Origin of the sequence: Streptomyces sp. NBC_01433 (assembly GCF_026340105.1) — a bacterium.
GTDB lineage: Bacteria > Actinomycetota > Actinomycetes > Streptomycetales > Streptomycetaceae > Streptomyces.
In genome coordinates this window covers 1,123,997-1,145,710 of sequence record NZ_JAPEPM010000002.1, presented here as the reverse complement: position 1 = coordinate 1,145,710, position 21,714 = coordinate 1,123,997, and the positions used below count along the sequence as shown (strand labels likewise).

Sequence of the window (21,714 nt, the reverse complement as noted above, 5' to 3'; positions counted from 1 at the left end):
TCACCCCTGGACCGTCCCCCTGACACCGACCACCACGCACCACGGAACAACGAAGGAAGTCCCCATGACCGACCTCCGTATCGGCGTGCTCGGCTACGGGCTGCGCGGCTCGCTCGCCCGCACCGCCCACCGGCCCGGCGCCGGCTCCCGCGTCACCGCGCTGGCGGAACCGGACCCACGCGCCCGTACGGAGGCGGCCGCGGCCTTCCCCGGCGCGGCCATGTCGTCCGGCCACCGCGCGGTCATCGAGGACCCGGACATCGACGCGGTCCTGGTCCTCACCCCCGACCACACCCACGCCGAACTGGCCTGCGAAGCGCTCCGGGCGGGCAAGCCGGTCTTCGTGGAAAAGCCCCTCGACATCAGCGTCGAGCGCTGCGACACGATCCTGCGCACGGCGTACGAGACCGGCACCCGGCTCTACATCGGCCACAACATGCGCCACATGCCCGTCGTCCGACTGATGCGCGACCTGATCCGGGACGGCGCCATCGGCGAGATCAAGACGGTCTGGATCCGGCACTTCGTCGGCTACGGCGGCGACTGGTACTTCAAGGACTGGCACGCCGAACGCCGGTACACGACCGGGCTGCTGCTCCAGAAGGCCGCCCACGACATCGACGTCCTGCACTGGCTGGCGGGCGGCTACGCGAAGGACGTCCAGGCCCTCGGCGACCTGATGGTCTACGGCGACAACCCGCACCGCCGCGAGCCGGGGGAGCCCAAGGCCGACGACTGGTACACCAAGGACGGCCACTGGCCCCCGCACACCCAGCGGGCGCTCAACCCCGTCATCGACGTCGAGGACGTGTCGCTGCTCAACATGCGCCTCGACAACGGTGTGCTGGCCTCCTATCAGCAGTGCCATTTCACCCCCGACTACTGGCGCAACTACACCGTCATCGGTGACGCGGGCCGCCTGGAGAACTTCGGTGACGGCCCCGGCGGCTGCGTGAAGGTCTGGAACACCCGGCGCTCCGGCTACCGCCCGGACGCGGACCAGATCCACGAGATCCCGGCCGCCGAGGACAACGCCGGGCACGGCGGCGCCGACCCGCTGCTGGTGGACGAGTTCCTGCGGTTCGTCCGGGAGGGCGGCCGCACGGACACCTCACCGGTGGCGGCCCGGATGGCGGTCGCCGCGGGGGTGCACGCCACGGCCTCGCTGCGCGACGGCGGCACCCCGGCCCGGGTCCCCGCGCTGGACCCGGAGCTGGCGGCGTACTTCGAACGGGGCCAGGTCCGCGAAGCCTGACCACCGCCCTGTGGCCGGGCCGGGCGCGCACGTCCGCGTGTGCGCCCGGCCCGGCCCGGTCCCGTAAGCCCCCTGCGCGTACGTCCCCGTGTGCGCCGCCCCGCAGCCGGGAGCGTCCGCCCCTCCGGCGCCGGGCCGCCTCGGCGGGGGTTGACCCGTCACCTGCTCGGCGGCGCCCCCGTACTGCCCCGCAGCACCACGTCCCCCTCGATCCGCAGCACCCGTGACCGGCCCGCCCCTGTCGGTTCCCGGAGTGCGAGCGCGATCACGCTCTCGCCCATCGCGGTGAGCGGGAGCGCCACCGTGGTGAGCGGCGGCGACAGCTCCCGTACGAGGGGAATGTCGTCGAACCCCGCGAGCGACACGTCCTCGGGCACCCGCAGTCCCGCCTCCCGCAGGGCGGCCAGCGCCCCCACGGCCATCACATCGGTCACCGCGAACACACAGGTCGGCAACGGCCGCCCGGCCGACAGCAGTTGCCGTGCCGCGGCGTGCCCGCCCTCCCGGGTGAAGGCCCCCGCCACCACGTGGCCGAGCGGGATGCCCGCCTCGGCGAGCCCTTCCCGGAACCCGCCGAGCCGGTCGGCGACCGTCGTCAGCCCGGGCGGGCCGGTGAGCACCGCGAAGGCCCGGTGTCCCAGCCCCACCAGCGTCCGGGCGAGGGCCGCGGCGCCCGCCCGGTTCTCCGGGTGCACGGTGTCCACCCGCAGACTTCGGTGCCGGCTGACCACGGCCACCCGCCCGCCCGCGCGTACGTACGGCTCCAGTTCGGCGTCCATCGCGCGCTCCCAGGCCCGGTCCTGGAATCCGGAGCCGATCAGCAGGATGGCCCGCGCCCGCTGGGCCCGCAGCAGGGAGACGTAACGGATCTCCCGGGCCGGTTCACGGAACGTGGAGGCCAGCATGACCAGCAGATTCCGCTCCGCGGCAGCCCGCATCACCCCGCTGGCGATGGCCGAGAAGTACGGGTCGCTGACGTCATGGCAGATCACCCCCACCGTGCGGTTGCTGTCGGCGCCGGCCAGGGCCTGGGCGTGCGCGTTCGGGATGTAGCCGAGCAGGCCGGCCGCCGCGCGCACCCGCTGGCTCAGATCCTCGCGGACCCGGGCGGTGCCGTTGAGGACGCGTGAGGCGGTGGCGAGCGAGACCCGGGCCTCGCGGGCCACGGCGTCGAGCGTCACATGGGCCGTTCCGCGGCGTCGCTGCTCCGGGCGGGCCGGTGCTTCCCGTTCACTCAACTCGACCCCCAGGGGTGCGGTGGTGGCAGGGCCCCGAAACTTCGGGACGACCTATTGACCGTGCGTGCGGACAGTCATTAGCGTGGCGACACCCTACCAGAAAGCGCTTTCTGAAAGCGCCTTCTCCGGCACCGCAGGATCGCACAGCTCTCCACGACTGCCCCCGAAGTGCAGGGAGTTCATAGTGAGCCAGAGCGCGTTGGCCAAAAGTCCCGCAGATGTGGCGGGAGTTGCCGGAAGGTCAGGACCGTCGGCGGGGGAGCGGCTCGGCCGGGCGGCCGAGCAGAGCTGGCGCCCCGTAGCCCTGCTGCTGGCCTGTTTCGCCGTCTGGTGGGTGATCTCGGCGGCCGAACTGGTCGAGCCGTATCTCGTCCCGTCACCCGCCGCGACCTTCGATGTGCTGACCGGCAAGACGGACTATCTGTGGCGGCACAGCTGGGTCACCACGTACGAGACCCTGCTCGGCTTCGTGATCGCGGTCGCCGTCGGAGTGCTGGCGGCCGTCGTCATGGTGTACTCCTCGGCCGTCGAGCGCACCCTCTATCCGATCCTGCTGTTCGCCCAGGTGGTACCCAAGATCGCCATCGCTCCGCTGTTCGTGGTCTGGCTGGGTTTCGGGATCACACCGAAGATCCTCATCGCCGTCCTCATCGCCTTCTTCCCGGTGGTGATCTCGATGGTCACCGGCCTGAAGGCCGTCGACCCGGAGATGCTCCAACTGTCGGCGACGATGGGCGCGAAGCCCTGGCAGACCTTCCTCAAGATCCGCTTCCCGGCCTCCCTCCCGCATCTCTTCTCGGGCCTCAAGGTCGCCGTCACGCTGGCCGTGACCGGTGCCGTCGTCGGCGAGTTCGTCGGCGCGAACGAGGGCCTCGGCTATGTGATCCTCCAGGCCAACGGCAACCTCGACACCCCGATGCTCTTCGCCGGACTGCTTGTGATGTCCCTGATCGGGGTCGTCCTCTTCGTCGTCGTCGAGATCGCGGAGAAGCTCCTCCTGCCCTGGCACGCCAGCCGCCGGGACAGCTCAGCCACCACCTCGTACTGACCTCGTCGCGAGAAGGGCCAGCCCATGCATGCGCGCAGACTCCTGATCGGTGTCGTCCCCCTCGTCCTGGTGGCCACGGCCTGCGGTGGCAACGACGCGTCGACCACCACCAGTGACTCCGGCAGGAAACTGGACAGGGTCACGCTGACGCTCAACTGGTATCCGTACGGCGAACACGCGCCGTTCTACTACGGCGAGCAGCGGAAGATCTTCGAGAAGCACGGCATCGACCTGGACATCCGGGCGGGCCAGGGCTCGCAGAAGACCGTGCAGGCGACCGCCGCGGGCCAGACCGACTTCGGCTGGGCGGACACCCCTGCCCTGCTGGCGGGTGTGGACCAGGGAGTGAAGGTGAAGAGCCTCGGCGTCTTCCTCCAGACCACTCCCGCGTCGGTGCAGTCCTTCGACGCCAAGGGCATCGAGTCGCCCGCCGATCTGAAGGGGAGGACGATCGCCGGGACGGCCGGTGACGCGCTCTCCAGGACGTTCCCGATCTTCCTGAAGAAGAACGGCATCGGCGAGTCGGACGTCACGGTCCAGAACACCGACCCGGCGGGCAAGATCGCCGCCGTGATCTCGGGCAGGACCGACGGGCTGCTCGGCTACGCCAGCGATCAGGGACCCACCATGCAGGACAAGGCCAAGAAGCCCGTCTCGTATCTGCGCTTCTCCGAGAACGGACTGAACTTCTACTCCAACGGTCTGCTCGCCGGACAGCGCATCCTCGCAGAGAAGCCCGATCTGGCCGTGCGCATGGTGCGAGCCGTCAGCGAGTCGTGGGCGGCGGCCGAGAAGGCACCCGGCCCGGCGGTCGCGGCGATGGACGGGGCCTCGGAGCAACTGCCGCCGAAGACAGTACTGGCGGACCAGTTCCGTACCACCCTGACCCTGCTCCACACGGAGGCGACGAAGGGCAGGGCCCCCGGGGTCAACGCAGAGGCGGACTGGCAGCAGACCATCGACGTGTTCGCCGAGGCGGGCATGGTCACCGATCCCGGGGCGGTGTCGGAGTACTGGGACGAGAAGACGGCGCTGAAGGGATGACGATGCCGAACAGGAACGCGACACCATCGGCCGTGACCGAGGCGCCGTCGCCCTCCGCCACCGCCGCCGCGGCGGTCTCCCTGACCGACGTGGCGGTCCGGTTCCGCAGCAGGAAACGTGACGTCACGGCGCTGAGCGAGGTCGCGCTCGATGTGCGCCCCGGCGAGTTCGTCGCCATCGTCGGGCCCTCGGGATGCGGCAAGTCGACCCTGCTCAAGCTGGTCGCGGGACTGCTCAGGGCGTCCTCGGGGGAGGTACGGCTCGGTGCGGAGCGGGTCGAGGGGCCACGGCACGACATCGGTTACGTGTTCCAGCGCGCCGCCCTGCTGGAATGGCGATCGGCGCTGCGCAACATCCTGCTCCAGGCGGAGATCCGCAGAATGCCCGCGGCGCAGGCACGCGGGCGGGCCGACGAGCTGATCCGGATGACGGGGCTGACGGGCTTCGAGGACGCCTATCCGCACGAGCTGTCCGGCGGGATGCAGCAACGGGTCGCCCTGTGCCGCGCGTTGCTGCACGAGCCGCCGGTCCTGCTGATGGACGAGCCGTTCGGGGCCCTGGACGCCCTCACCCGGGAGCGGATGAACACCGAGCTCAACCGCATCTGGCGGGACACCGGCACCACGGTGCTGCTGGTCACCCACTCGATCTCGGAGGCCGTCTACCTGGCGGACCGCGTGGTGGTGATGAGTCCGCGTCCGGGCACGATCCAGGAGATCATCGAGGTCGGGCTGCCCGCGGAGCGGGACTACGGCCGGACGCTGGGCCGCCCGGAGTTCCGCGAGGCCGCCGGGCACATCCGCGACCTCCTGGGCGCGGTCCAGGCCCACGACTGAGACGGCGTGCACGGACGGCCCCGGGTGTCGCGAGGGGCACGGTGGTCCGGCCCCGGGCGTCGCGAGACACCCGGGGCCGGACCGTACGCCGCCCGCTCAGTACCGCAGCCGTGCCAGATACCGGTAACTGGCCAGCGCCGAGGCGAACGGATCAGCCGGTGAGTCGTGCTCCACCAGCCACTGCCTCACCCCGCCCCGCCGCGCCGTGTCGAACATGGCCGGGAAGTCCAGTACTCCCGACCCGACGTCGGCGAAGTCCCCGTTCGGCGCCATGTCCTTCACATGCAGCGCGGGAAAGCGCCGCGGATGACGTACGAAGAGTTCGCCCGGGGCACAGGCACCACCCTTGGCCGCCCAGTACAGATCCAGCTCGAAGCCGACCAGTTCGGGATCGGTCTCGGTGAGCAGGATGTCGTACAGGCTCACCCCGTCCACCACCTCGTGGTCGCTGCCGTGGTTGTGGTACAGCAGTTTCAGCCCGGACTCACGGGCGGCCAGCCCCGCCTTGTTGAACTCCTTCGCCACCTCCCGGTACCCCGCCGGGGAGTGCAGGGAGCCCGGCAGGCTGGGCACGACGATCCACTTCCCGCCGAGTGTGCGGATGTCCTCCAGCGCCTGCGGCAGCCCGGCCCCCCGCACGATGTCGTAGCCGACGTGTTCGAGTACGGCCCCGAGCCGGGCCCCGTCGAGCATGCGGCGGATGGCGGACGCGCTGTTGCCGTGCCGCCCGCTCACCCCGACCGTCGCGTAACCGATCTCCGCGAGCCGCTCCAGCGTGCCCCTGAAGTCCGTCGCCAGCGCCGTACGCATGGTGTAGAGGTGCATGCCGATCCCCGACGGAGGGATGCGCCGGTGGTGTCCCGCTCCGACGGCGGACGCGGGGACCGCGCCGAGACCGGTGGCCGCGGCGACTCCCAGCGTGGTACCGAGGAACGCTCTCCGCGTGCTGTTCATGGCTTCTCCCCTCACTTCACGTCGACGCGCACGGAACCGGTGCTGGTGTCGCCCTTGTCGTCGGTGACGGTCAGATGCGCGGTGTAGGCGCCCTTGCGGCCATAGGTGTGCGTCGCGCTCGCCCCCTCGGTGCCCGAAGGTGCGGTGTTGTCGCCGAAGTCCCAGTGGTACGAGGCGATTTCGCGCCCGGCCACCGGCACGACCGCACCGCTCAGCGCCACGGTCAGGGGTGCGGTGCCCGTCGCCGGCGCCGCCTTCACCGTGACCTTCGTGCCGGGCCTCTTCTCGACGCCCGGACCGTTGAAGCGCAGCCAGTCGACCGCGAACAGATCGGCCTTCTCGCCGCTCCACTCCGGATTGCTGAACACCGCGTAGAGCTTGGTGCTGCCGCCCGGGTTCTTCAGCGCCGTCGTGGGCGAGACGACCTTGCCCCAGTCGCCGGTGTTCGGGACGTTCACCGTGCCGAGCAGCGGCCCGGTCGGGGAGCCCGCCCGGAATTCGACGCTGCCGCCGATGCCGCCGGAGGCCGCGCCGACCGTCACCGATCCGATGCCCTTGAGGTTCACCGGATCGAAGGCGATCCAGTCCCCGTCCTCGATCTCGGTCAGCCGCTTTCCGCCGGAGGCGTCCGCCCGGCCGCCGACCACGACACCGTCGTGGGTGCCGCCGGTCGCCGTGAAGTGCTCGGCCTCCCGGAACGTGGTGCGCAGCGTCAGCGAGGTGGAGCCGGTGAGCGCGGGGGCACCCGGGGCACCCTCGTCCTCGTACTGGGCGGTGATCCCGTAGTAGAGGTTCTGGCCCGGACCGTGGCTGTCCCCGGCATCCGTGACGATCTCGCCCGCGCAGCCGGTGTAGTTGTCGAGCGGATGCAGATGGGTGTCATGGCCGAGCTGGGACTGCACCACCACGCGCGAGCAGTCGATCGGGCCGCTGCGCCCGTCCTCCCTGTCCTTCACCTTCACGGTGAACGGGATGGTGTCGCCGAAGCTGAACATCCCGCCGTTCGGGGGGCGTTGGATCGTCACCTCGGGCCGCGTGTTCCCGACGGTGATGTCCCGTACCGCCAGCGCCGTCAGCTCGCCGGGGCCGGTGACCGTCAGGCGCGCCGTGAACAGCCCCTTGGTCCGGTAGGTGTACGAGGGGTTGGCCTCCGTCGAGTCGGTGGTGCCGTTGCCGTCGAAGTCCCAGGCGTAGGAGACCGGTTGACCGTCCGGAAGGCCGGAGCCCGCGCTGGAGAAGGCGACGGTGAGCGGTGCCGGGCCGCTGTCCCGGTCGGTGGAGACCTTGGCGTCGGGCAGCCGGCCGTCGCCGACGTAGTCGATCCGGTAGATGCCCGCCCCCTCGTTGCTGCCGCCGCGTCCGGTGCCGCTGCCGAGCCCGAAGTCGATGACGTACAGCGCCCCGTCGGGACCGAAGTCCGCGTCGAAGGGCTGGTTCCACGCCATGTCCTCGAAGATGCCGTTGACCGACTGGAGATCACCGGCCCTGGCAGGCGCGAACCGCGGATCGGTGAACGTCTGGTCCTTCTGCTGGAACGAGAACGTCTTGAACCAGCGCCGTGTCAGTTCGTAGTTCAGCCACTTCCCCTCGAAGTACTCGGGGAACTTGGTGCGGTAGGTGTTCGCCGGGTCGTAGTCGTAGACCGGACCGCTCATCGGGCCGCCGCCTCCGGTGCCCAGCTCCGGGAACTCGGGGGACGCGGAGTAGGCGTACCAGACCGTGGCGGGCTGTGCGGGCGGGAGTTCCCGCAGCCCCGTGTTGTTCGGCGAGTCGTTGACGAGCGCCGCGCAGTCGAACTTCGCACCGGACTTCTTCGTCGTGAAGTCGTAGTCGTTGAAGGGGGTGTTGTCGCCGACGCAGTACGGCCAGCCGAAGTTGCCCGCCTCGGTGATACGGGTGTACTCGACGGTTCCCTCGGGCCCCCGGTCCGCCACCGCCGACCGGGCGTCCGGCCCGTAGTCCGCGACCATCAGCGCACCGTTCACCGGGTCCGTGGTGATCCGGAACGGATTGCGCATCCCCATCGCGTAGATCTCGGGCCGCGTCTTCTGCGTACCGGGCGCGAAGAGATTGTCCTCGGGCACGGTGTACGTGCCGTCGTCCTGCGGGGTGATCCGCAGGACCTTGCCGCGCAGGTCGTTCGTGTTGCCCGCGGTGCCCTGCGCGTCCCAGGCGCGCCGGCCCTCGCCCTCGTCGATCGGGGTGAAGCCGTCCGAGGCGAAGGGGTCGGTGTTGTCGCCCGTGGCCGCGTACAGGTTGCCGTTCTTGTCGAAGGCGAGCGAACCGGCCATGTGGGAATTGGCCCGGCCCTCACCCCGCAAGGTCGGGATGGTCAGCAGCCGCTTCTCGGACGCGGTGTCGACGGTGTTGCCGATGACCGTGAACCGGGACAGGTTCAGCCGTTTCTCACTCTTGTCGGAGTGCAGCAGATAGAGCCAGTTGTTCCGCGCGAAGCCCGGATCCAGCGCCAGACCGAGCAGCCCGTCGGACTGGCTGGTCATCTCCGGGGTGTACGCGAGGTCCAGCGCCGTGGACACCTTCATGGTCTGCTGGTCGATGACCTTCAGCTTCCCGGTGCGCTGGGCGAAGAACACCCGCCGGTCGGGCGCGACGGCCAGTTCGAACGGGTCGGCGAGATCGTCGGTGGCCAGCGCGGTGCGCTGGAACGAACCGGTCCGGGTGGCGGTGCAGTCACCCTGTTCGGCGCCCGCCGCCCACTGGATGCCGCCCAGCAGATGCTTGACGAAGCCCTCCTCCTGGAACGCGGACGCGGCATGCCCGCCCGCGGTGAACCAGGAACGGCCGCCGTCGTAGTTCTGGCACCAGGACCACGGATGGTCCACGCCCTCGTCCAGGCCGGTGATGCCGTCGCGCACCTTGATCTGCGCGAGGGTGTGCACCTTGGAGGTCGGATTGGAGCGCCAGTTGTACCACTCCTCCGTACGCTCCCAGAGTTCGGGCAGATCCTTGGTGGAGGGGTGCGCGTGGTCCAGCACCTTCACCCTGCCGGTCTGCACGGCCGGGTGCTGGTCGAATATCGCGCCGACCAGCCCCTCGTACCAGTCCCAGTCCCGCTCGCTGGCGGACGCGGCATGCAGCCCCACCCAGCCACCGCCCGCGCGGATGTACTTCTGCAGGGCGGCCCGTTCCGCGGCCGTCAGCAGATCGCCCTTCTCCGGTGTGGAGTTGGTGTTGTTGAAGACGACAGCCTGGAAGCGGGACAGATCGGTGTCGTTGAAGACGGCGGAATCGTCCGTCGCCTCCACCTCGAAGCCATTCTCGGCGCCGAGCTTCTTGACCGCCGCGATTCCGGCGGGGATCGAGTCATGGGTGAAGTTGGTGACCTCGGAGTAGACGAGGACACGAAAAGGCGCTGCCTGCGCTCCGGGTGGTGAGGCCACCAGCAGAGCGACGACCAGCGCCAGGAGCGAGGTGAGGGCGATGAGCGGCGAGCGAAGAGCTCGTGGACCGCGATCGCGCGAAGGCTCTCTGCCCGACGGGGCAGGGCGTAACGGACGATGACTCATGGGCGCTCCCTGTGCGGTAGATGCCGACTGCGGGGATGTAGAAAGCGCTTTCTGAAGTACGCCGTTCAGCGTAGGTTCACCTCTTCCGCGGGGTCAATGGGTCTGCAGGGCTCGCTGTGACCGCGCGGTGACGGGCGGGCGCCGCCCGGCGGTGCGAGCCGGGCCGTGGATCGCGCCGGGCGGTTGTCGGTGCCGGGCGCTACCGTCGAATCCGACCGCGGCCGACGGGCCCCGGATCGGAGACCGAGATGACCCTCACCGCCGACGATGTCCGCTCGATCGCGCTGTCCCTGCCCGAGGCGACCGAGAAGCAGGCGTGGGGGCAGCCGACCTTCCGGGTCGCCGGCAAGATCTTCGCCGCGCTCGGTGACGACGACACGACGATGGGGGTGAAGTGCCCCATCGAGGAGCGCGTCGAGCTGATCAGTTCCGAACCGCACAAGTTCTTCGTCCGCGAGGGGCACGACGACCGGTACGGCTGGCTCCGCGTGCGCATCGCCGCGCTGGACGGCACGGCCGAGCTGACCGCCATCCTCGCCGACTCCTGGCGGCAGGCGGCCTCTCGCGGACTGCTCGCCGCGCACCCGGAGCTGGGGAGCCCCGGCTGAACCACCCGTGGGCGGGCGGGGTTTCGCGGCCGGGCCCGCGCCGGGCGGCCGAGGAGCCGGCCTGCCGGGTCCTGCGGGCCGGGGCTCAGGCCCGCAGGAATCCCGTGATCCGCTCGCGCAGACCCCGAGGGTCCAGCCCGTGCGCCGTCAGGTGCTCGTCCAGCTGCCCGTACCGGCGCAGCTCCGCCCGGCCCACCCCCAGGCCGAGCACCCGGTGGGGCAGCTCCGCGAGCGCGTCGTTGGCCGCCGCCGTCGAGGTGCCCGCCAGATACGGCTCCACGATCACCACGTCGGCGCCGGGGCCCGCGCCGACGGCTCGCCTCAGCCCGGTCGCGTCGAAGGGGCGCACCGTCGTCGCGTACAGCACGGTCACGTCCAGGTCCGCGACCGCCGTGAGGACGTTGTCCAGCATCGGCCCGACCGCGACCACCGTGCCGCCGCGTCCCTCCCGCGCCACGGTGAAACCCTGGCCGCCCACGGGTCGCCCCTCCCGGTTCGACTGGAGCGAGAGCCGCACGTACACCCGGTCGTCCCCCACGACCGCCTGCCGGAGCAGCGCCTCGGCCTCGTCGGGGTGGCCCGGCACCAGCACGGTCCAGCCGTCGAGGGTGTCCAGGAGCGCCACGTCGCCCGGAGACATATGGGTGAAACCTCCGGCCGGCCAGTCGTAGGAGGCTCCGGCGCTCACCAGGACCGCGCCCACGCACTGATGCCCGAGGTCCAGCTTGACCTGCTCGAAGGGCCTCTCCACCAGGAAGCTCGCGAAGGTGTGGATGAGGGGCCGCATCCCGGTCAGCGCCATTCCGGCGCCCGCCCCGACCAGCAGCTGCTCCCGGATGCCCACGTTGATCACCCGGTGCGGATGGGCCCGCTGGGCGGCGTCGAAGCCGTCGCGGCTGATCTCGGCCAGCACGAGGGCCAGCCGTGGGTCCTCGTCCAGGAGCTGTGAGGTGGTGGCGATGAAGCGGTCACGCATCGTGTCCATGGGATGTTCCTCCGTCGTCGCTGGTCTTCGCGCCGGTCCGGGCGCAACCGGACCGACGGCTCGTGCAGTCGTCGCTCGTGGGATGTCAGGGCTTGGGTTCCACGCGGGCGACCACGGCCAGGGGCCGCCCCGGGTGCGGCGTGGTGAACGCCTCGTACAGCGCCTCGTGATCCCGCCCGTCCACGGTCACCGCGGACCATCCGGCGGCCTCGAACCGGGAGGTGATCCCACCGGGCAGCGCGTGGGTCGCGGAGGCGTTGTCGATCACCAGGGTGTGCAGCTGCTCCAGCCCGGCGGGACCGGCGTAGGCGATCGCCTCGTGGTTGCTGCCCTCGTCCAGCTCCGCGTCCCCGATCAGCACCCACACCCGTGGATCGGTGAGCCCCTGGGCCCGCAGCCCCAGCACGCTCCCCACGGCCAGCGGGAGCCCGTGGCCCAGCGACCCGCTGCCGATCTCCGCGCCCGGCACCAGCAGCCGGTCCGGGTGGTGCCCCAGGGGTGAGTCGTACGACCCGAAGCCGGGCAGCAGCTCCTCGCCGAAGAATCCGCGCGCCGCGAGAACGGCGTAGTACGCCATCGGCCCGTGCCCCTTGGAGAGCAGGAAGCGGTCCCGTCCCGGTGCGTCGACGGTGTCGGGTGTGACCCGCAGTACCCGGTCGTACAGCACCCACAAGGCATCGAGCGTGGAATGGGCGGCGGGGCCGTGCTTCTCGTCGCCCGTCATCAGGCTGATCAGACGGGTCAGGTCGCGGTATCCGCGTACCGGTGCGGCAGTCGTGTGCGTCATGTCCTCCAGTGTTCGACCTCGACCATGGTTGAGGTCAAGTGCGGAAAGGGGTTCGTGACCACCCGCTCAAGTGCGGTATTGTTCTCATGCGCGTTCGGCCAGGGGAAAAGCCCAGGTCAGGCGGGCAACGGGACGTGGCGCAGCTTGGTAGCGCACTTGACTGGGGGTCAAGGGGTCGCAGGTTCAAATCCTGTCGTCCCGACTGGAGACAGTCGCAGATCAGGGCCGGTTTCGGAGCAATCCGAAACCGGCCCTTGATCATTTTTGGGGACCAGTTGGGGACCAGCGAGGGTCCGGCGTCCTTGACCGGGTCAGCGGGCCAGCGGGTCAGCGGGTCATGACGATGGGGCTCGGCAGTGAGCGTGGTGCGCGCAGCACGTTGAAGTGGGCAGAGAGCGCCGCCCCGGCGGCCGTGATCTTGTGGACATCGGGGTGAAGGTAGCGCTGGGTGGTGGTCAGTGAACCGTGGCCGGCGATTCTGCGGAGGACGTGTACTTGGACCCCGGCGTCGGCGAACCAGGTCAGTCCGGTGTGCCGGAGGTCGTGGCGGCGCAGATGCTCGTAGCCGAGCTTGGTGACCACGTCGTCCCAGTGTGTGGCGTCGCGCAGGACGGCGGTGGAGATGCGTCCGCCGCGCGGGCCTGTGAACAGGCGGGCGTCCGGATTGGGGCCGGCGGACAGGATGCGCTGGGCGACGAGGGGGCGGATCTCCTCGACGATGGGAACCTTGCGGGCCCGCTTGCCCTTGGTGCCCTTGTCGGTCAGTCCGCCGGGCGCGGGGGTGGTCTGACGCCGCACGGTCCAGATCCACTGGGTGGTGTCGATGTCTCCGACGCGGCAGCCTGAGATCTCGCCGATCCGTGCGGCGATGCACGCGGCGAAGATGACCACGTCTCCCCAGCCGCGGTACTCGTCGTGGGAGGCGGCCACGAGCGCGTCGGCCAGTGCGACGAGTGTTTCCCAGTCGGGCAGGGCGAGCGCGCGTGGGTCGAGGAGTTCGTCCTCGGCCTGCTTGTAGAGCTTCTGCCAGCCGGTCACCCGGGCGGGGTTCACCTTGATGATGCCGTCGCGGACTGCCTGCTCCATGACGCGGACCAGGACGGCGATGGTGTTCTTGACCGTTGAGCGGCTGAGCTCGTCGGCGATCCAGTTCTGCACGGTGCGGTCGACAGCGCCGTTGGTGATCATCCGGACCGCGAGGTGGCCCAGAGCGGGCACGACGCGCATCCGCCAGCCTGACAGGTAGGGATCGAGTGTTTTCAACTCCAGGCCGCGCAGGGCGAGGTCCATGTTCGCGTTGCCGTATTCGGCGAGCTTCATGGTGGCGAGCGACGGGGACAGCCCTGCCTCCGCCGCTTCGATGATGGACTGGAGCCACTCCTGCGCTTCATCCTCGTCCGCCTTCCCCTCCGACAGGGACAGACGCCGCTTCGTAGCCGGGTCGAACCAGCGGACTCGCGCGCGGTACGGGTTGGGGCGATCAGGCCGGTACTCGATGTCGGTGGTGAGTCGGACACCGACCGGCACAATGGCCTTGTCGGCCATCATGCGTCTCGGCGCGGGACGGTCCGGTGGCGACGCAGCCATTCCTCAACGTCGACCGCGCTGTACATGATGACGCGTTCCGAAACGGAGACGAACGGCGGGCCCTGTGGTGGCCGAGCGGTGCGCCAACGGCGCAGAGTCGAGGTGTTTACACGCAGGCAGGCGGCGAGGTCGCTCGTCGAATACCAGGCATTGGCCAGGAGAGACGACCGGCTGCCATCTCGGACGAAAGGGGCATCGCCCTCATTCTTCATGTGCGTCTGGCGGTCTGTGTAGTCTGCAATCGGTTCGGTGGGCAAGGGTGGTGGATCTCCGGGGGTATGGAGCACCAAAGGGATACCGAAGAAGGCGGTCGGCGACAAGCGACGCGTCCCGCAGGTGGAGAACCGTGGGGTTCTGCATGAACAGAAGCGGTGAGCCCCTTCTGTTGGAACTGATCCGCAGTGGTGCTCTGGGCAAACGGTGGACAACAATCGTCTGCGGAAGTGCCGGTTTGGCTAACCGGCGATGTGCGGCTATGTTGCCCTCATTTGCGACGCGGTGAGTGTCACGTACTGTGCCGATCAATGTTTCTCGATGACCCACCACGCGGAGTGGGTCGCGATCCGTGAACCGGCTGCGAAGGGCATCTGACCTGCGGTCTTGCGTGTGCGCATCATGCGCGGTGTAGGCGTTGCGGGCGATATTGTGACGCTCGTTCTGATGGGGCGTCAGGCGCTCTTTCGGGCAGGTCAGACCCTGTCAAGGCGGCGAGCGTCGACGGGGCGCCGAGGGCAGGCGGCGCCGAACGCAAACTACTGAGTCCTGCTGGTCAGATGCCCCGGAAGAGACCAGCCAGCGCTGTGACCTGCCACGATGAGGCGTCCTCGACCGCTGACCTGCGCAGATAGTCTTTCGGTTGTTTCACGCTCATGCCGGTTGATGGGGTTGGAAGTCCCAGGAAAGTCCCAGAGGACTCCCACGGCTGACGGTGCTCTTTCGGTTCTGCTCGATGCAGGACGGGGCGCCGCCGCCGAGACCTTGGCGCTGACGGTCGCCTTGATCGAACGGCAGCGCGGCCTTCCTGGATCGCATGCCCGTCGGCTACGTCGGCGCGATGGGTTCCCGCCGCACCCACGAGGAACACCTGCGTCTCCTGCGGGACGCAGGTGTCGAGGGACAGCAGCTGGCCGCACTGCGTTCCCCCATCGGCCTCGACCTGAGAGCCCGTACGCCCGAGGAGACCGCCGTGTCCACCGCCGCCGAGATCATCGCCCACGCCAACGGGGCGAGCGGTCTGCCGCTGTCGCTGCGCACCGGCCCCATCCACCGTCCCGCTGCCGCCGGAACATTGCCCGCCGCAGGCACCTTGATCGGATGATTCCGCACCACGGACGTCCCCGACCTGCCAGGGATGTGACGGCGGCCCGTGGCCTTGTTCCACCGTCCAGGGCGCGATCAAGTACGCCGACCCCCGGTACAACTGACACCTGGCTTCCAGGCCGGGTGCTGCACCAACGCTATCGTCAAGGACACCCGCCGGTAGCCCCGCTCATGCCGACGTCGCGCCCCCGGAGAGGAGATCGCGGCCGTCGCCACCGTCGTCCTGGGGGTCGCTCTCCACCAAGACGCGCCTACTTCCTTACCCTCGCGAAAGGCGACATCATGACTACCTTCTCCGGCGGCCGGCATCTCCCCTGTGCCCGTCACCTCTTCGACATCCCCGACGCTGTCGCCTACTTCAACACCGCCAGCCTCGCCCCGACCCTGCGCACCGGACTGTCCGCAGGGGAGGCGTCCCTGCGGAACCGAGCTCAGCCGTGGAAGATCACCAGTGAGGACTGGTTCACCGCCGCTGAACGCCGCCGGGAACTGTTCGCCGATGTCATCGGCGCCCGAGCCGACGACATCGCCTTGATCTCCGCGACCAGCTACGGCATCGCGACGGCAGCCCAGAACCTGACCGCGAGCCCCGGACAGCGCGTCCTGGTCCTTGCCGACGAGTACCCCTCCGGCATCTACACCTGGTGGCGCTTCACCGAACGCACCGGGGCCAGCATGCTCACCGTGCAACGCCGCCCCGGACAATCATGGACCGAGGCAGTCCTCGACGTCCTGGACGAGACCGTGGCCGTGGTCTCCGTGCCCCAGGTCCACTGGACCGACGGCTCGCTGCTGGACCTCGACGCGATCGCACAAGCCGCTAGAGCTGCGGGAGCGGCGCTGGTCATCGACGCCAGTCAATCCGCCGGGGCGATGCCGCTCGACATGAACACGCTGCGGCCCGACTTCCTGGTCACCGTCGGATACAAGTGGCTCCTCGGTCCCTTCGGCCTCGGCTACCTCTACATCGCCCCCGCCCACCACAACGGCCCCCCGCTGGAGGAAAACTGGATCGTCCGCCAGGGCGCGCAGGACTTCGCCCGCCTGGTGGACTACCGCCAGGACTACCAGCCCGGCGCAAGACGCTTCGACATGGGACAGCGCACCGCCTTCGAGCTCACCCCCATGGCCATCGCCGCTCTCGAACAGATCACCACCTGGACCGTCCCCAGCATCGCCGCCACCCTGAGCACCACCACCGGGCGCATCGCCGCCGCGGCACAAGAACGGGGACTGATCGTTCCCGACCCCAGCGGCCCGCACATCGTCGGCATCAATGTCCCCAGTGGCACGCGGCAGCAGCTCCTGGCCACACTGGCCGACGCCGATATCCACGTCGGAGCACGCGGCGCAGCACTACGCATCAGTCCCCACCTTCACACCACCGAACAAGACATCAACAGGCTTGTCGCCGCGCTCGACTCCGCAGTCAGCCGGGCTTGAGACCCAGAACCGGAAACACGGCATCAGGGTGCACGCTTCGCATCGAGCGCACGCGCCGGCCGAGTGTCACGCAGGCGTTGCGGCTGTCTCTCGCTGCGGGTGCGCCTGGGGCCGGATCAGGGGCTGGCAGCCACTCCACGAGCCGAGCCTCCGCGTCATCACCGGAGAACCCGCCGCCATTACCCACACACCCGACCACCCTCCACTGGTTGAGCAACAGCCGGCCCGTTCGCAGGGCTTCGCTCGGCCAAGCTGGCGGATCGGTCAGCGTTTGACGCGGTTGCGGACGGCGAGGACGGCCAGGCCCAGCAGGACGGGTTCGGTCAGGCGTGAGGTCATCTCGATGTAGGTGCCGGCGGTGGTCAGGTCCTGGCCGGAGGAGCGGAAGACCACTGAGTTGAGGGTGATGTTCAGGGCCTTCTCGAAGCGCTCGCCGGTGAAGCGGTCACCGGCGGGGTTCTGGGGGTTGTCCTTGTCGATCTCGAAGGTGACCTTGCCCCCGCTGGCTCTGTTCATGAGAGCACGAGACTTCGTGAACAAAGCCACCCCGCCGGCCGGGACGGTGCCGGTCGCGGTCTGCTTCGGGGTGTCCTGGGCGAGGCCGAAGGCCATCAGCAGGACGATGGTGAGGAGCATGGCGGCGCCGAGCCAGGCCAGGGCCCGGGAGGCGCGCAGGCCGTACCCGGACAGCGCCCAGTAGGCGGTTAGGGCAATTCTTTCGGATCTCTCGGCCAGAGCGTGGTGGGTTCGACAGCCTTCGCCCCTGAGCGGTGGCTGCCCTGGCGCGACTATCCGAGGCCGATTACGCCCAAGAAATGATTATGCCGCTGCATGGCCTTAGCCGATCATGTGAGTATGACCGACCAGCTGGCGATCAGTACCTTGACTTTGCAGCACAGGATCCCGGACGACTGGGCGGCGGACCCATGGGCCGAGGTGCGCCCCCTGATCGATGGCGTAGACGTTCTGAAGGCAGTCCACCCGGAAGGGATGGCACTCAGTCGCAGGCACTGGACAGGTCCTGCCGAGAGCTGGCCGCTGGCGGTCACTCAGGACCCGCGAAGGGTCAACATCGCCGAGCCGCCCTGCACCGCCGGCTGCTGCGGCGCTCTGTACGTCACCATGCGCCGCGAGGGAGACCGGGTGATCTGGGACGCCTGGGAAAACACCAGCAACGTCACCGCTGTGCCCGCGGACTTCTGGTTCGATGCCGCCCAGTACGCATCCGAACTCGCACGGGCCGCAGCCGACCGCAGCTGGGAAGAGCCGGTGGACACCATCGCCCGGCTGCTTCATCAGACCCTCGCGGACAGCGGCTGGTTCGAGTGGTGGGGCTGCGTCCTCACGAATGTCTCGCCACGACGCGAGGAGCCCGACATGCCCGAGGAGCTCACCAGCCCCGAGGGGGTCGATATCAGCTTTCACGAGGTTCAGGCATCGGGGGCGCGTGCACGTTCTTACTGGTACGAGTTGTTCACCACCCACGAGCAGCCCGTGGAGGAGCAAGTACGGCAGCTCGCGGCCCGCATTCTGGCGGACGACCCGCGGAAGACTGCTGAGCTTGAAGGACACTGAAGACCAGTCCTGGGAATGGGTCTCACAAGGGGAGTTTGGCGAGTTTCTTGTAGCAGGTCAGGGTGGCGGTGAGGCCAAGGAAGGCGAGGAAGTGGCTGCCTTTCGTTCGTACCGGACGGTGAGGCGGCGGTAGCCGAAGAGCAGGAGATCGACCGCTCGATCTTCCAGCGGTGCCGTCCGAGCCGCTCACCCGACTCGATACCGGGGCGGGCGATCCGTGCGACGAGGTTCCGGCTGCGGAGCCAGCGGAGGTGCTCTGCGGAGTAGTACGCCTTATCCGCGCGGATCTTCGGTCGAAGACGACGCTGTGGCCCTTCATCGCCCGCACCTGCCAGTCGCGCACCTGGTCGGGGGGCAGGTCCTCGAGGACGAGGTCCTGGTCGTCGTCGGCGGTCTCCGGCTCCAGGACCGGAGCGGCAGCCGGGCGAGGCGCGGGCAGCACGACCGGTGCCACCGGTGCGGCCGGTATGTCGTCGTCCGGCTGCGCGGCAGCTGCCTTGGCGCGGGCCGCCTTCGCTTCGGCCTTCCGGGCGCGGTACTGCTTCCACTCGGACGCCTTCGCCCAGGCCCTGCCTGTCACGGTCTCGTGCAGCTGCTGGTCGGTGGCCGCCCGCCGCTCGGTCTCGGAGGCTCCGAGCATCGCGGCGTCGACGGCGGCCGCGACCGCGTTTCGGGTGGCACGGCTGTCGGCCTGCCGGTCCGCGCAGCGCGGGCAGTCCCGGCCGGAGTCGAGCAGCGCGCCCTCATCGCACCGGAGCTCCGCACACAGCCGGATCTGCGCCATGCCCCGGCCGATCAGCCAGCCCACTGGTCCGTGATCGGCCCGCCCAGCCGCATCTGGGTTTCCAGGCGCCGGGCGAGCCGGTCAGCGAGGATCTGCGGCGCGTCGGCGGGACCGGCGAACCCGACCACCCAGGCCAGCTCGGTACGTGCTGCGGCCTCCACCAGGGGCCGGGCGGCCGGACGCTTCAGGCGAGCCCAGACCAGCTTCACCGGGGCCAGGACGGCCCGCAGATCCAGCGTGCATGAACGCGTACGGCGCCCCAACATAGTCAGAGGCCCGCCGGTAAGCACTCTTCCTGTGCGGAGCCGGGGCGAGAGACGTCTCGCCCCGGCTCGGGGCGGCGCGGAGCCCCTGCGGTCAGGTGCGTTCGGAGGCGGTGACGCGGATGGAGAAGACCTCCTGCCCGTTCTGTCGACCGGTGACCAGGGTGGTGATGAGGCCCAGCTCCCTCCGGCGTACGGGGAGGGAATCGATCCAGCACGGGGCGTCCAGTTCCACGTACCGCAGGAAGTGGGCGTCGAAGCTGGTGGGCAGGGTCTCGGCCGCGCTCGACTCGGCTTGGACGACCTGAGCGGCCGCTTCGAGCAGGACGAAGCCCGGCACATGGTCATGGGCGTGGTCGAAGAAGACCTGGTTGGTGACGTCCACTCTCAGCTGCCACCGGTGTTCTTCACCGACCGGGCTGAGGACCGCCTGGTCGAGCGGCGTCTGCTCGCCGCGTTCCGGCGGGGTCCAGGGCCGGGCCGAGGGCCAGGACGCGGGCGGTCGAGACTTGTGCGTCGGCGTCCCTGGAGGTATGGCCTGCCCACTTCCCTTCGGCGTCCAGGTAGGCGAGAGCGTCCGCGTAGGTATCGGGGGTCAAGGCATAGACGTACTCGTCGGGGTGGCAGGTCAGGCGGGCCACCACCCACGCCGTCAGGGACGCGAAACGGGGCGGAGGTCACCGGGAGGGACGGCCGGGCAGGACACAGGTTGACGTCGGGGCGCGGGACACGGGCAAAGCGGGGGTCGGCTGTCAGGCTGAGTTCATACGCCGACCACAACACGTTCAGGAGGTCCGGTGTCCGTCTCGTTCCGCATTCGGTGCTGCCGGTGCAACAAGAACATCCCGTTGGCCCAGGACGTCTACGAGCTGGACGCGGAATGGCAGCGCCGCTTCCCCGACATGATGGGAACCCTCGCCTGCCACGACTGCGCCCTGCGCACGTACTGGATTTGCACCGGCCATGACGGGGCGTACGTCGACGGCCACATTCCGCCCCCTCGCCTCTACAGCAACCCCGACTGCACCGACGCCTGGAACCACGTCTCCGCCCCGGGCACCCACAGAGCCAGAGTCGTCATGTCACCGCGCTCCGGGCTCCTCCAGGGAGCCGAGGCGTACCTGCGGAGCATCGCCACCCGCAAAGGCGTCGACCCAGTAACGGCGACCGAAGTCCGCGCGGCGATCCAGGAATGGGACGAACAGCGCAGCGAGGCAGGTTCGCCCGTCGGCCTCCTCCAGGCCGGAGAAGGCCGGCCCGCTTGCGGCCGGTCCGTGTAGGCCGAGCCCGGCCGCCAGGTCGGTCTGGCGCCTCGCCGGTCCTGGTCCCCGTCACGGGCAACTTCCCCCGAACTGGCTGCCGGGTGCACGGTGGCGGACCAGACTGGGCTCCATGACGCAGGCGCCCCGGGTGTACGGCACCGAGCACGACCTTCCCGCGGCCGGAACGAACCACACAGCCTTCTTGATCGGCTAGGTGCACGGGCACTGTAGGTAGCTGGGACTAACGTTCGGAGATGAACGGAGGAGTTGACCGAAAGCAGCTCTGACCGAGAGCCGGGTCGGGCGATGCGGCACGGAGGGCGACCCTCGGTAAACGTTGCGTCAATCACGTCTCGGGGCCGACCACGGGGCCGAAAGTGGTCGCCGCATCAAACAGGCGCTTTTCGGGCTCGACAGCCTCGACGGCACCGAAGCCCAACTCCGCCCCCACCGAAGTGGCAGGGCGCAGCCGGTGCCAGAAGGGGTGGCGCAGACGTCCGGTGCAGGTGCGCGTCGCGCAGCCGGCGTCGGTTGAGTACGTCAGGTCGGCGGAATGGTTCCGTCCGGTTGGTAGCTGGTGCTTTGTTTACTGACCGTTCTCCGGCCTGGACAGGAAGATCCGGCGGATTGGCAGATCGACTTCCCGCACGACGACGGCGATCTTTTCGCCGATTGCGAAGTCTTGTGCCGGACTCGCCGCGGGGCGGCCGTCGATCTCTCTGAAGGAAATCAGCCCGACGATCCCATCTCCGAGATCGACGAAGACGCCGATGGGAACCACCTTCTCAACTGTCCCGCGGAACTCCTGGCCCACCACCACGCGGTCGGCGAAAGCCTGGAGCGGGTCGGGCAGCAGTACCTTCAAAGACAGTCTGGCCTCAGCGTTATGGGTGTCAGCCCCCAGGAACTCGCACGAGACGCGCTGCCCTACCTGAACAACATCGGCGGGATCGTTGAAGTGCCGCCAGGAGAGTTCGGGTATACCGATGAACCCGACGCCGGGCAGGGTGGGATGGCCAGGCCCGTCGTCCAGGGCCACGAAGACCCCGAACCGTTCGATCGCCGCCACGGTACCGGCCAGGATGTCGCCGCGTTGCAGGGTCTTCAGGAACGCCCATAGTTCCGGGCTCTCGGACTGCCAATCCATACAAAATATCCTGGCACGCGACGTCGCGTGGCAGCAATGTCCGCCGGGGCA

The 21,714-nt window shown here is 69.3% G+C and carries 19 protein-coding genes, 1 tRNA gene and 3 pseudogenes; 10 read left to right on the top strand and 13 right to left on the bottom strand.

Translation table 11 applies throughout. The features are described from left to right. The first annotated feature begins 64 nt into the window (after positions 1–64). Positions 65–1,255, top strand: coding sequence for a Gfo/Idh/MocA family protein (locus OG413_RS32635; protein WP_266811874.1), 1,191 nt, complete (start codon positions 65–67; stop codon positions 1,253–1,255). Positions 1,256–1,413: 158 nt separating this feature from the next. Here OG413_RS32635 and OG413_RS32630 read toward each other — a convergent pair whose 3' ends face one another. Beyond that, positions 1,414–2,436: a LacI family DNA-binding transcriptional regulator gene (locus OG413_RS32630; protein WP_323137980.1), complete on the bottom strand. Its 1,023-nt coding sequence runs from the start codon at positions 2,434–2,436 to the stop codon at positions 1,414–1,416. A gap of 241 nt (positions 2,437–2,677) precedes the next feature. On the opposite strand from OG413_RS32630, the gene OG413_RS32625 reads away from it, so the two are divergent. The 3 genes from OG413_RS32625 to OG413_RS32615 are packed head-to-tail and all read left to right on the top strand — an operon-like array spanning position 2,678 to position 5,421. Further along, a complete protein-coding gene (locus tag OG413_RS32625; RefSeq protein WP_266811870.1) occupies positions 2,678–3,541 on the top strand; it encodes an ABC transporter permease in 864 nt (287 codons plus the stop codon). 24 nt (positions 3,542–3,565) lie between these two features. Beyond that, the gene (locus OG413_RS32620; RefSeq protein ID WP_266811869.1) at positions 3,566–4,585 is read left to right on the top strand and encodes an ABC transporter substrate-binding protein; all 1,020 of its coding nucleotides are present in this window, start codon (positions 3,566–3,568) and stop codon (positions 4,583–4,585) included. Between the two features lie 2 nt (positions 4,586–4,587). Beyond that, on the top strand, positions 4,588–5,421 hold the full coding sequence (locus OG413_RS32615; RefSeq protein ID WP_266811867.1) for an ABC transporter ATP-binding protein: 834 nt from the start codon (positions 4,588–4,590) through the stop codon (positions 5,419–5,421). 96 nt (positions 5,422–5,517) lie between these two features. Here OG413_RS32615 and OG413_RS32610 read toward each other — a convergent pair whose 3' ends face one another. Next, positions 5,518–6,375, bottom strand: a complete 858-nt coding sequence (locus OG413_RS32610) for a sugar phosphate isomerase/epimerase (protein ID WP_266811865.1) — start codon at positions 6,373–6,375, stop codon at positions 5,518–5,520. An 11-nt stretch (positions 6,376–6,386) separates the two neighbouring features. Beyond that, positions 6,387–9,902: a ThuA domain-containing protein gene (locus OG413_RS32605; protein ID WP_266811863.1), complete on the bottom strand. Its 3,516-nt coding sequence runs from the start codon at positions 9,900–9,902 to the stop codon at positions 6,387–6,389. A gap of 248 nt (positions 9,903–10,150) precedes the next feature. Here OG413_RS32605 and OG413_RS32600 point away from each other — a divergent pair, with 248 nt between their 5' ends. Beyond that, positions 10,151–10,510: an MmcQ/YjbR family DNA-binding protein gene (locus tag OG413_RS32600; protein WP_266811862.1), complete on the top strand. Its 360-nt coding sequence runs from the start codon at positions 10,151–10,153 to the stop codon at positions 10,508–10,510. Positions 10,511–10,595: 85 nt separating this feature from the next. Here the strand turns inward: OG413_RS32600 and OG413_RS32595 are convergent, their stop codons facing one another. Further along, complete coding sequence (locus OG413_RS32595; RefSeq protein ID WP_266811860.1) at positions 10,596–11,495, bottom strand: transketolase family protein; 900 nt, start codon at positions 11,493–11,495, stop codon at positions 10,596–10,598. 85 nt (positions 11,496–11,580) lie between these two features. Beyond that, a complete protein-coding gene (locus OG413_RS32590; protein WP_266811858.1) occupies positions 11,581–12,282 on the bottom strand; it encodes a transketolase in 702 nt (233 codons plus the stop codon). A 128-nt stretch (positions 12,283–12,410) separates the two neighbouring features. On the opposite strand from OG413_RS32590, the gene OG413_RS32585 reads away from it, so the two are divergent. Beyond that, a tRNA-Pro gene (locus tag OG413_RS32585) sits at positions 12,411–12,484 on the top strand. A 125-nt stretch (positions 12,485–12,609) separates the two neighbouring features. Here the strand turns inward: OG413_RS32585 and OG413_RS32580 are convergent. Continuing rightward, entirely contained in the window at positions 12,610–13,827 is a 1,218-nt protein-coding gene (locus OG413_RS32580) for a site-specific integrase (RefSeq protein ID WP_323137979.1), read from the bottom strand. Next, positions 13,827–14,081 (bottom strand): helix-turn-helix domain-containing protein, encoded by a 255-nt coding sequence (locus OG413_RS32575; RefSeq protein ID WP_266813215.1) that lies wholly within the window; start codon positions 14,079–14,081, stop codon positions 13,827–13,829. The genes OG413_RS32580 and OG413_RS32575 overlap by 1 nt, the downstream gene beginning before the upstream one ends. An 818-nt stretch (positions 14,082–14,899) precedes the next feature. On the opposite strand from OG413_RS32575, the pseudogene OG413_RS32570 reads away from it, so the two are divergent. After that, positions 14,900–15,187 (top strand): annotated as a pseudogene (locus OG413_RS32570) (XdhC family protein); the annotation flags it as partial. 284 nt (positions 15,188–15,471) lie between these two features. Beyond that, on the top strand, positions 15,472–16,632 hold the full coding sequence (locus OG413_RS32565; protein WP_266811855.1) for an aminotransferase class V-fold PLP-dependent enzyme: 1,161 nt from the start codon (positions 15,472–15,474) through the stop codon (positions 16,630–16,632). Between the two features lie 264 nt (positions 16,633–16,896). Here the strand turns inward: OG413_RS32565 and OG413_RS32560 are convergent. After that, positions 16,897–17,358 (bottom strand): annotated as a pseudogene (locus tag OG413_RS32560) (hypothetical protein); the annotation flags it as partial. A 129-nt stretch (positions 17,359–17,487) separates the two neighbouring features. Here OG413_RS32560 and OG413_RS32555 point away from each other — a divergent pair. Then, positions 17,488–18,207, top strand: coding sequence for a hypothetical protein (locus tag OG413_RS32555; RefSeq protein ID WP_266811854.1), 720 nt, complete (start codon positions 17,488–17,490; stop codon positions 18,205–18,207). Between the two features lie 96 nt (positions 18,208–18,303). Here the strand turns inward: OG413_RS32555 and OG413_RS32550 are convergent. The 4 genes and pseudogenes from OG413_RS32550 to OG413_RS32535 form a co-directional block, all read right to left on the bottom strand. Further along, positions 18,304–18,446: pseudogene (locus tag OG413_RS32550) on the bottom strand (IS5/IS1182 family transposase); the annotation flags it as partial. A 556-nt stretch (positions 18,447–19,002) separates the two neighbouring features. Then, complete coding sequence (locus OG413_RS32545) at positions 19,003–19,257, bottom strand: hypothetical protein (RefSeq protein WP_266811853.1); 255 nt, start codon at positions 19,255–19,257, stop codon at positions 19,003–19,005. A gap of 91 nt (positions 19,258–19,348) precedes the next feature. After that, on the bottom strand, positions 19,349–19,639 hold the full coding sequence (locus tag OG413_RS32540) for an AfsA-related hotdog domain-containing protein (RefSeq protein ID WP_266811851.1): 291 nt from the start codon (positions 19,637–19,639) through the stop codon (positions 19,349–19,351). Between the two features lie 22 nt (positions 19,640–19,661). Then, entirely contained in the window at positions 19,662–19,895 is a 234-nt protein-coding gene (locus OG413_RS32535) for a hypothetical protein (RefSeq protein ID WP_266811849.1), read from the bottom strand. Positions 19,896–20,051: 156 nt separating this feature from the next. Between OG413_RS32535 and OG413_RS32530 the strand changes: the two genes are divergently transcribed. Continuing rightward, on the top strand, positions 20,052–20,534 hold the full coding sequence (locus tag OG413_RS32530; RefSeq protein ID WP_266811848.1) for a hypothetical protein: 483 nt from the start codon (positions 20,052–20,054) through the stop codon (positions 20,532–20,534). 568 nt (positions 20,535–21,102) lie between these two features. On the opposite strand, the gene OG413_RS32525 is transcribed toward OG413_RS32530, so the two are convergent. Continuing rightward, a complete protein-coding gene (locus tag OG413_RS32525) occupies positions 21,103–21,663 on the bottom strand; it encodes a S1 RNA-binding domain-containing protein (RefSeq protein ID WP_266811846.1) in 561 nt (186 codons plus the stop codon). Positions 21,664–21,714: the final 51 nt, after the last annotated feature.

Excerpts from the sequence above, each read along its gene's own strand:
- OG413_RS32635 (WP_266811874.1), top strand. The coding sequence starts at position 65 with ATGACCGACCTCCGTATCGGCGTGCTCGGCTACGGGCTGCGCGGCTCG.
- OG413_RS32620 (WP_266811869.1), top strand. The coding sequence starts at position 3,566 with ATGCATGCGCGCAGACTCCTGATCGGTGTCGTCCCCCTCGTCCTGGTG.
- OG413_RS32615 (WP_266811867.1), top strand. The coding sequence starts at position 4,588 with ATGCCGAACAGGAACGCGACACCATCGGCCGTGACCGAGGCGCCGTCG.
- OG413_RS32610 (WP_266811865.1), bottom strand. The coding sequence starts at position 6,375 with ATGAACAGCACGCGGAGAGCGTTCCTCGGTACCACGCTGGGAGTCGCC.
- OG413_RS32605 (WP_266811863.1), bottom strand. The coding sequence starts at position 9,902 with ATGAGTCATCGTCCGTTACGCCCTGCCCCGTCGGGCAGAGAGCCTTCG.
- OG413_RS32600 (WP_266811862.1), top strand. The coding sequence starts at position 10,151 with ATGACCCTCACCGCCGACGATGTCCGCTCGATCGCGCTGTCCCTGCCC.
- OG413_RS32595 (WP_266811860.1), bottom strand. The coding sequence starts at position 11,495 with ATGGACACGATGCGTGACCGCTTCATCGCCACCACCTCACAGCTCCTG.
- OG413_RS32590 (WP_266811858.1), bottom strand. The coding sequence starts at position 12,282 with ATGACGCACACGACTGCCGCACCGGTACGCGGATACCGCGACCTGACC.
- OG413_RS32580 (WP_323137979.1), bottom strand. The coding sequence starts at position 13,827 with ATGGCCGACAAGGCCATTGTGCCGGTCGGTGTCCGACTCACCACCGAC.
- OG413_RS32575 (WP_266813215.1), bottom strand. The coding sequence starts at position 14,081 with ATGAAGAATGAGGGCGATGCCCCTTTCGTCCGAGATGGCAGCCGGTCG.
- OG413_RS32565 (WP_266811855.1), top strand. The coding sequence starts at position 15,472 with ATGACTACCTTCTCCGGCGGCCGGCATCTCCCCTGTGCCCGTCACCTC.
- OG413_RS32555 (WP_266811854.1), top strand. The coding sequence starts at position 17,488 with ATGACCGACCAGCTGGCGATCAGTACCTTGACTTTGCAGCACAGGATC.
- OG413_RS32545 (WP_266811853.1), bottom strand. The coding sequence starts at position 19,257 with ATGTTGGGGCGCCGTACGCGTTCATGCACGCTGGATCTGCGGGCCGTC.
- OG413_RS32525 (WP_266811846.1), bottom strand. The coding sequence starts at position 21,663 with ATGGATTGGCAGTCCGAGAGCCCGGAACTATGGGCGTTCCTGAAGACC.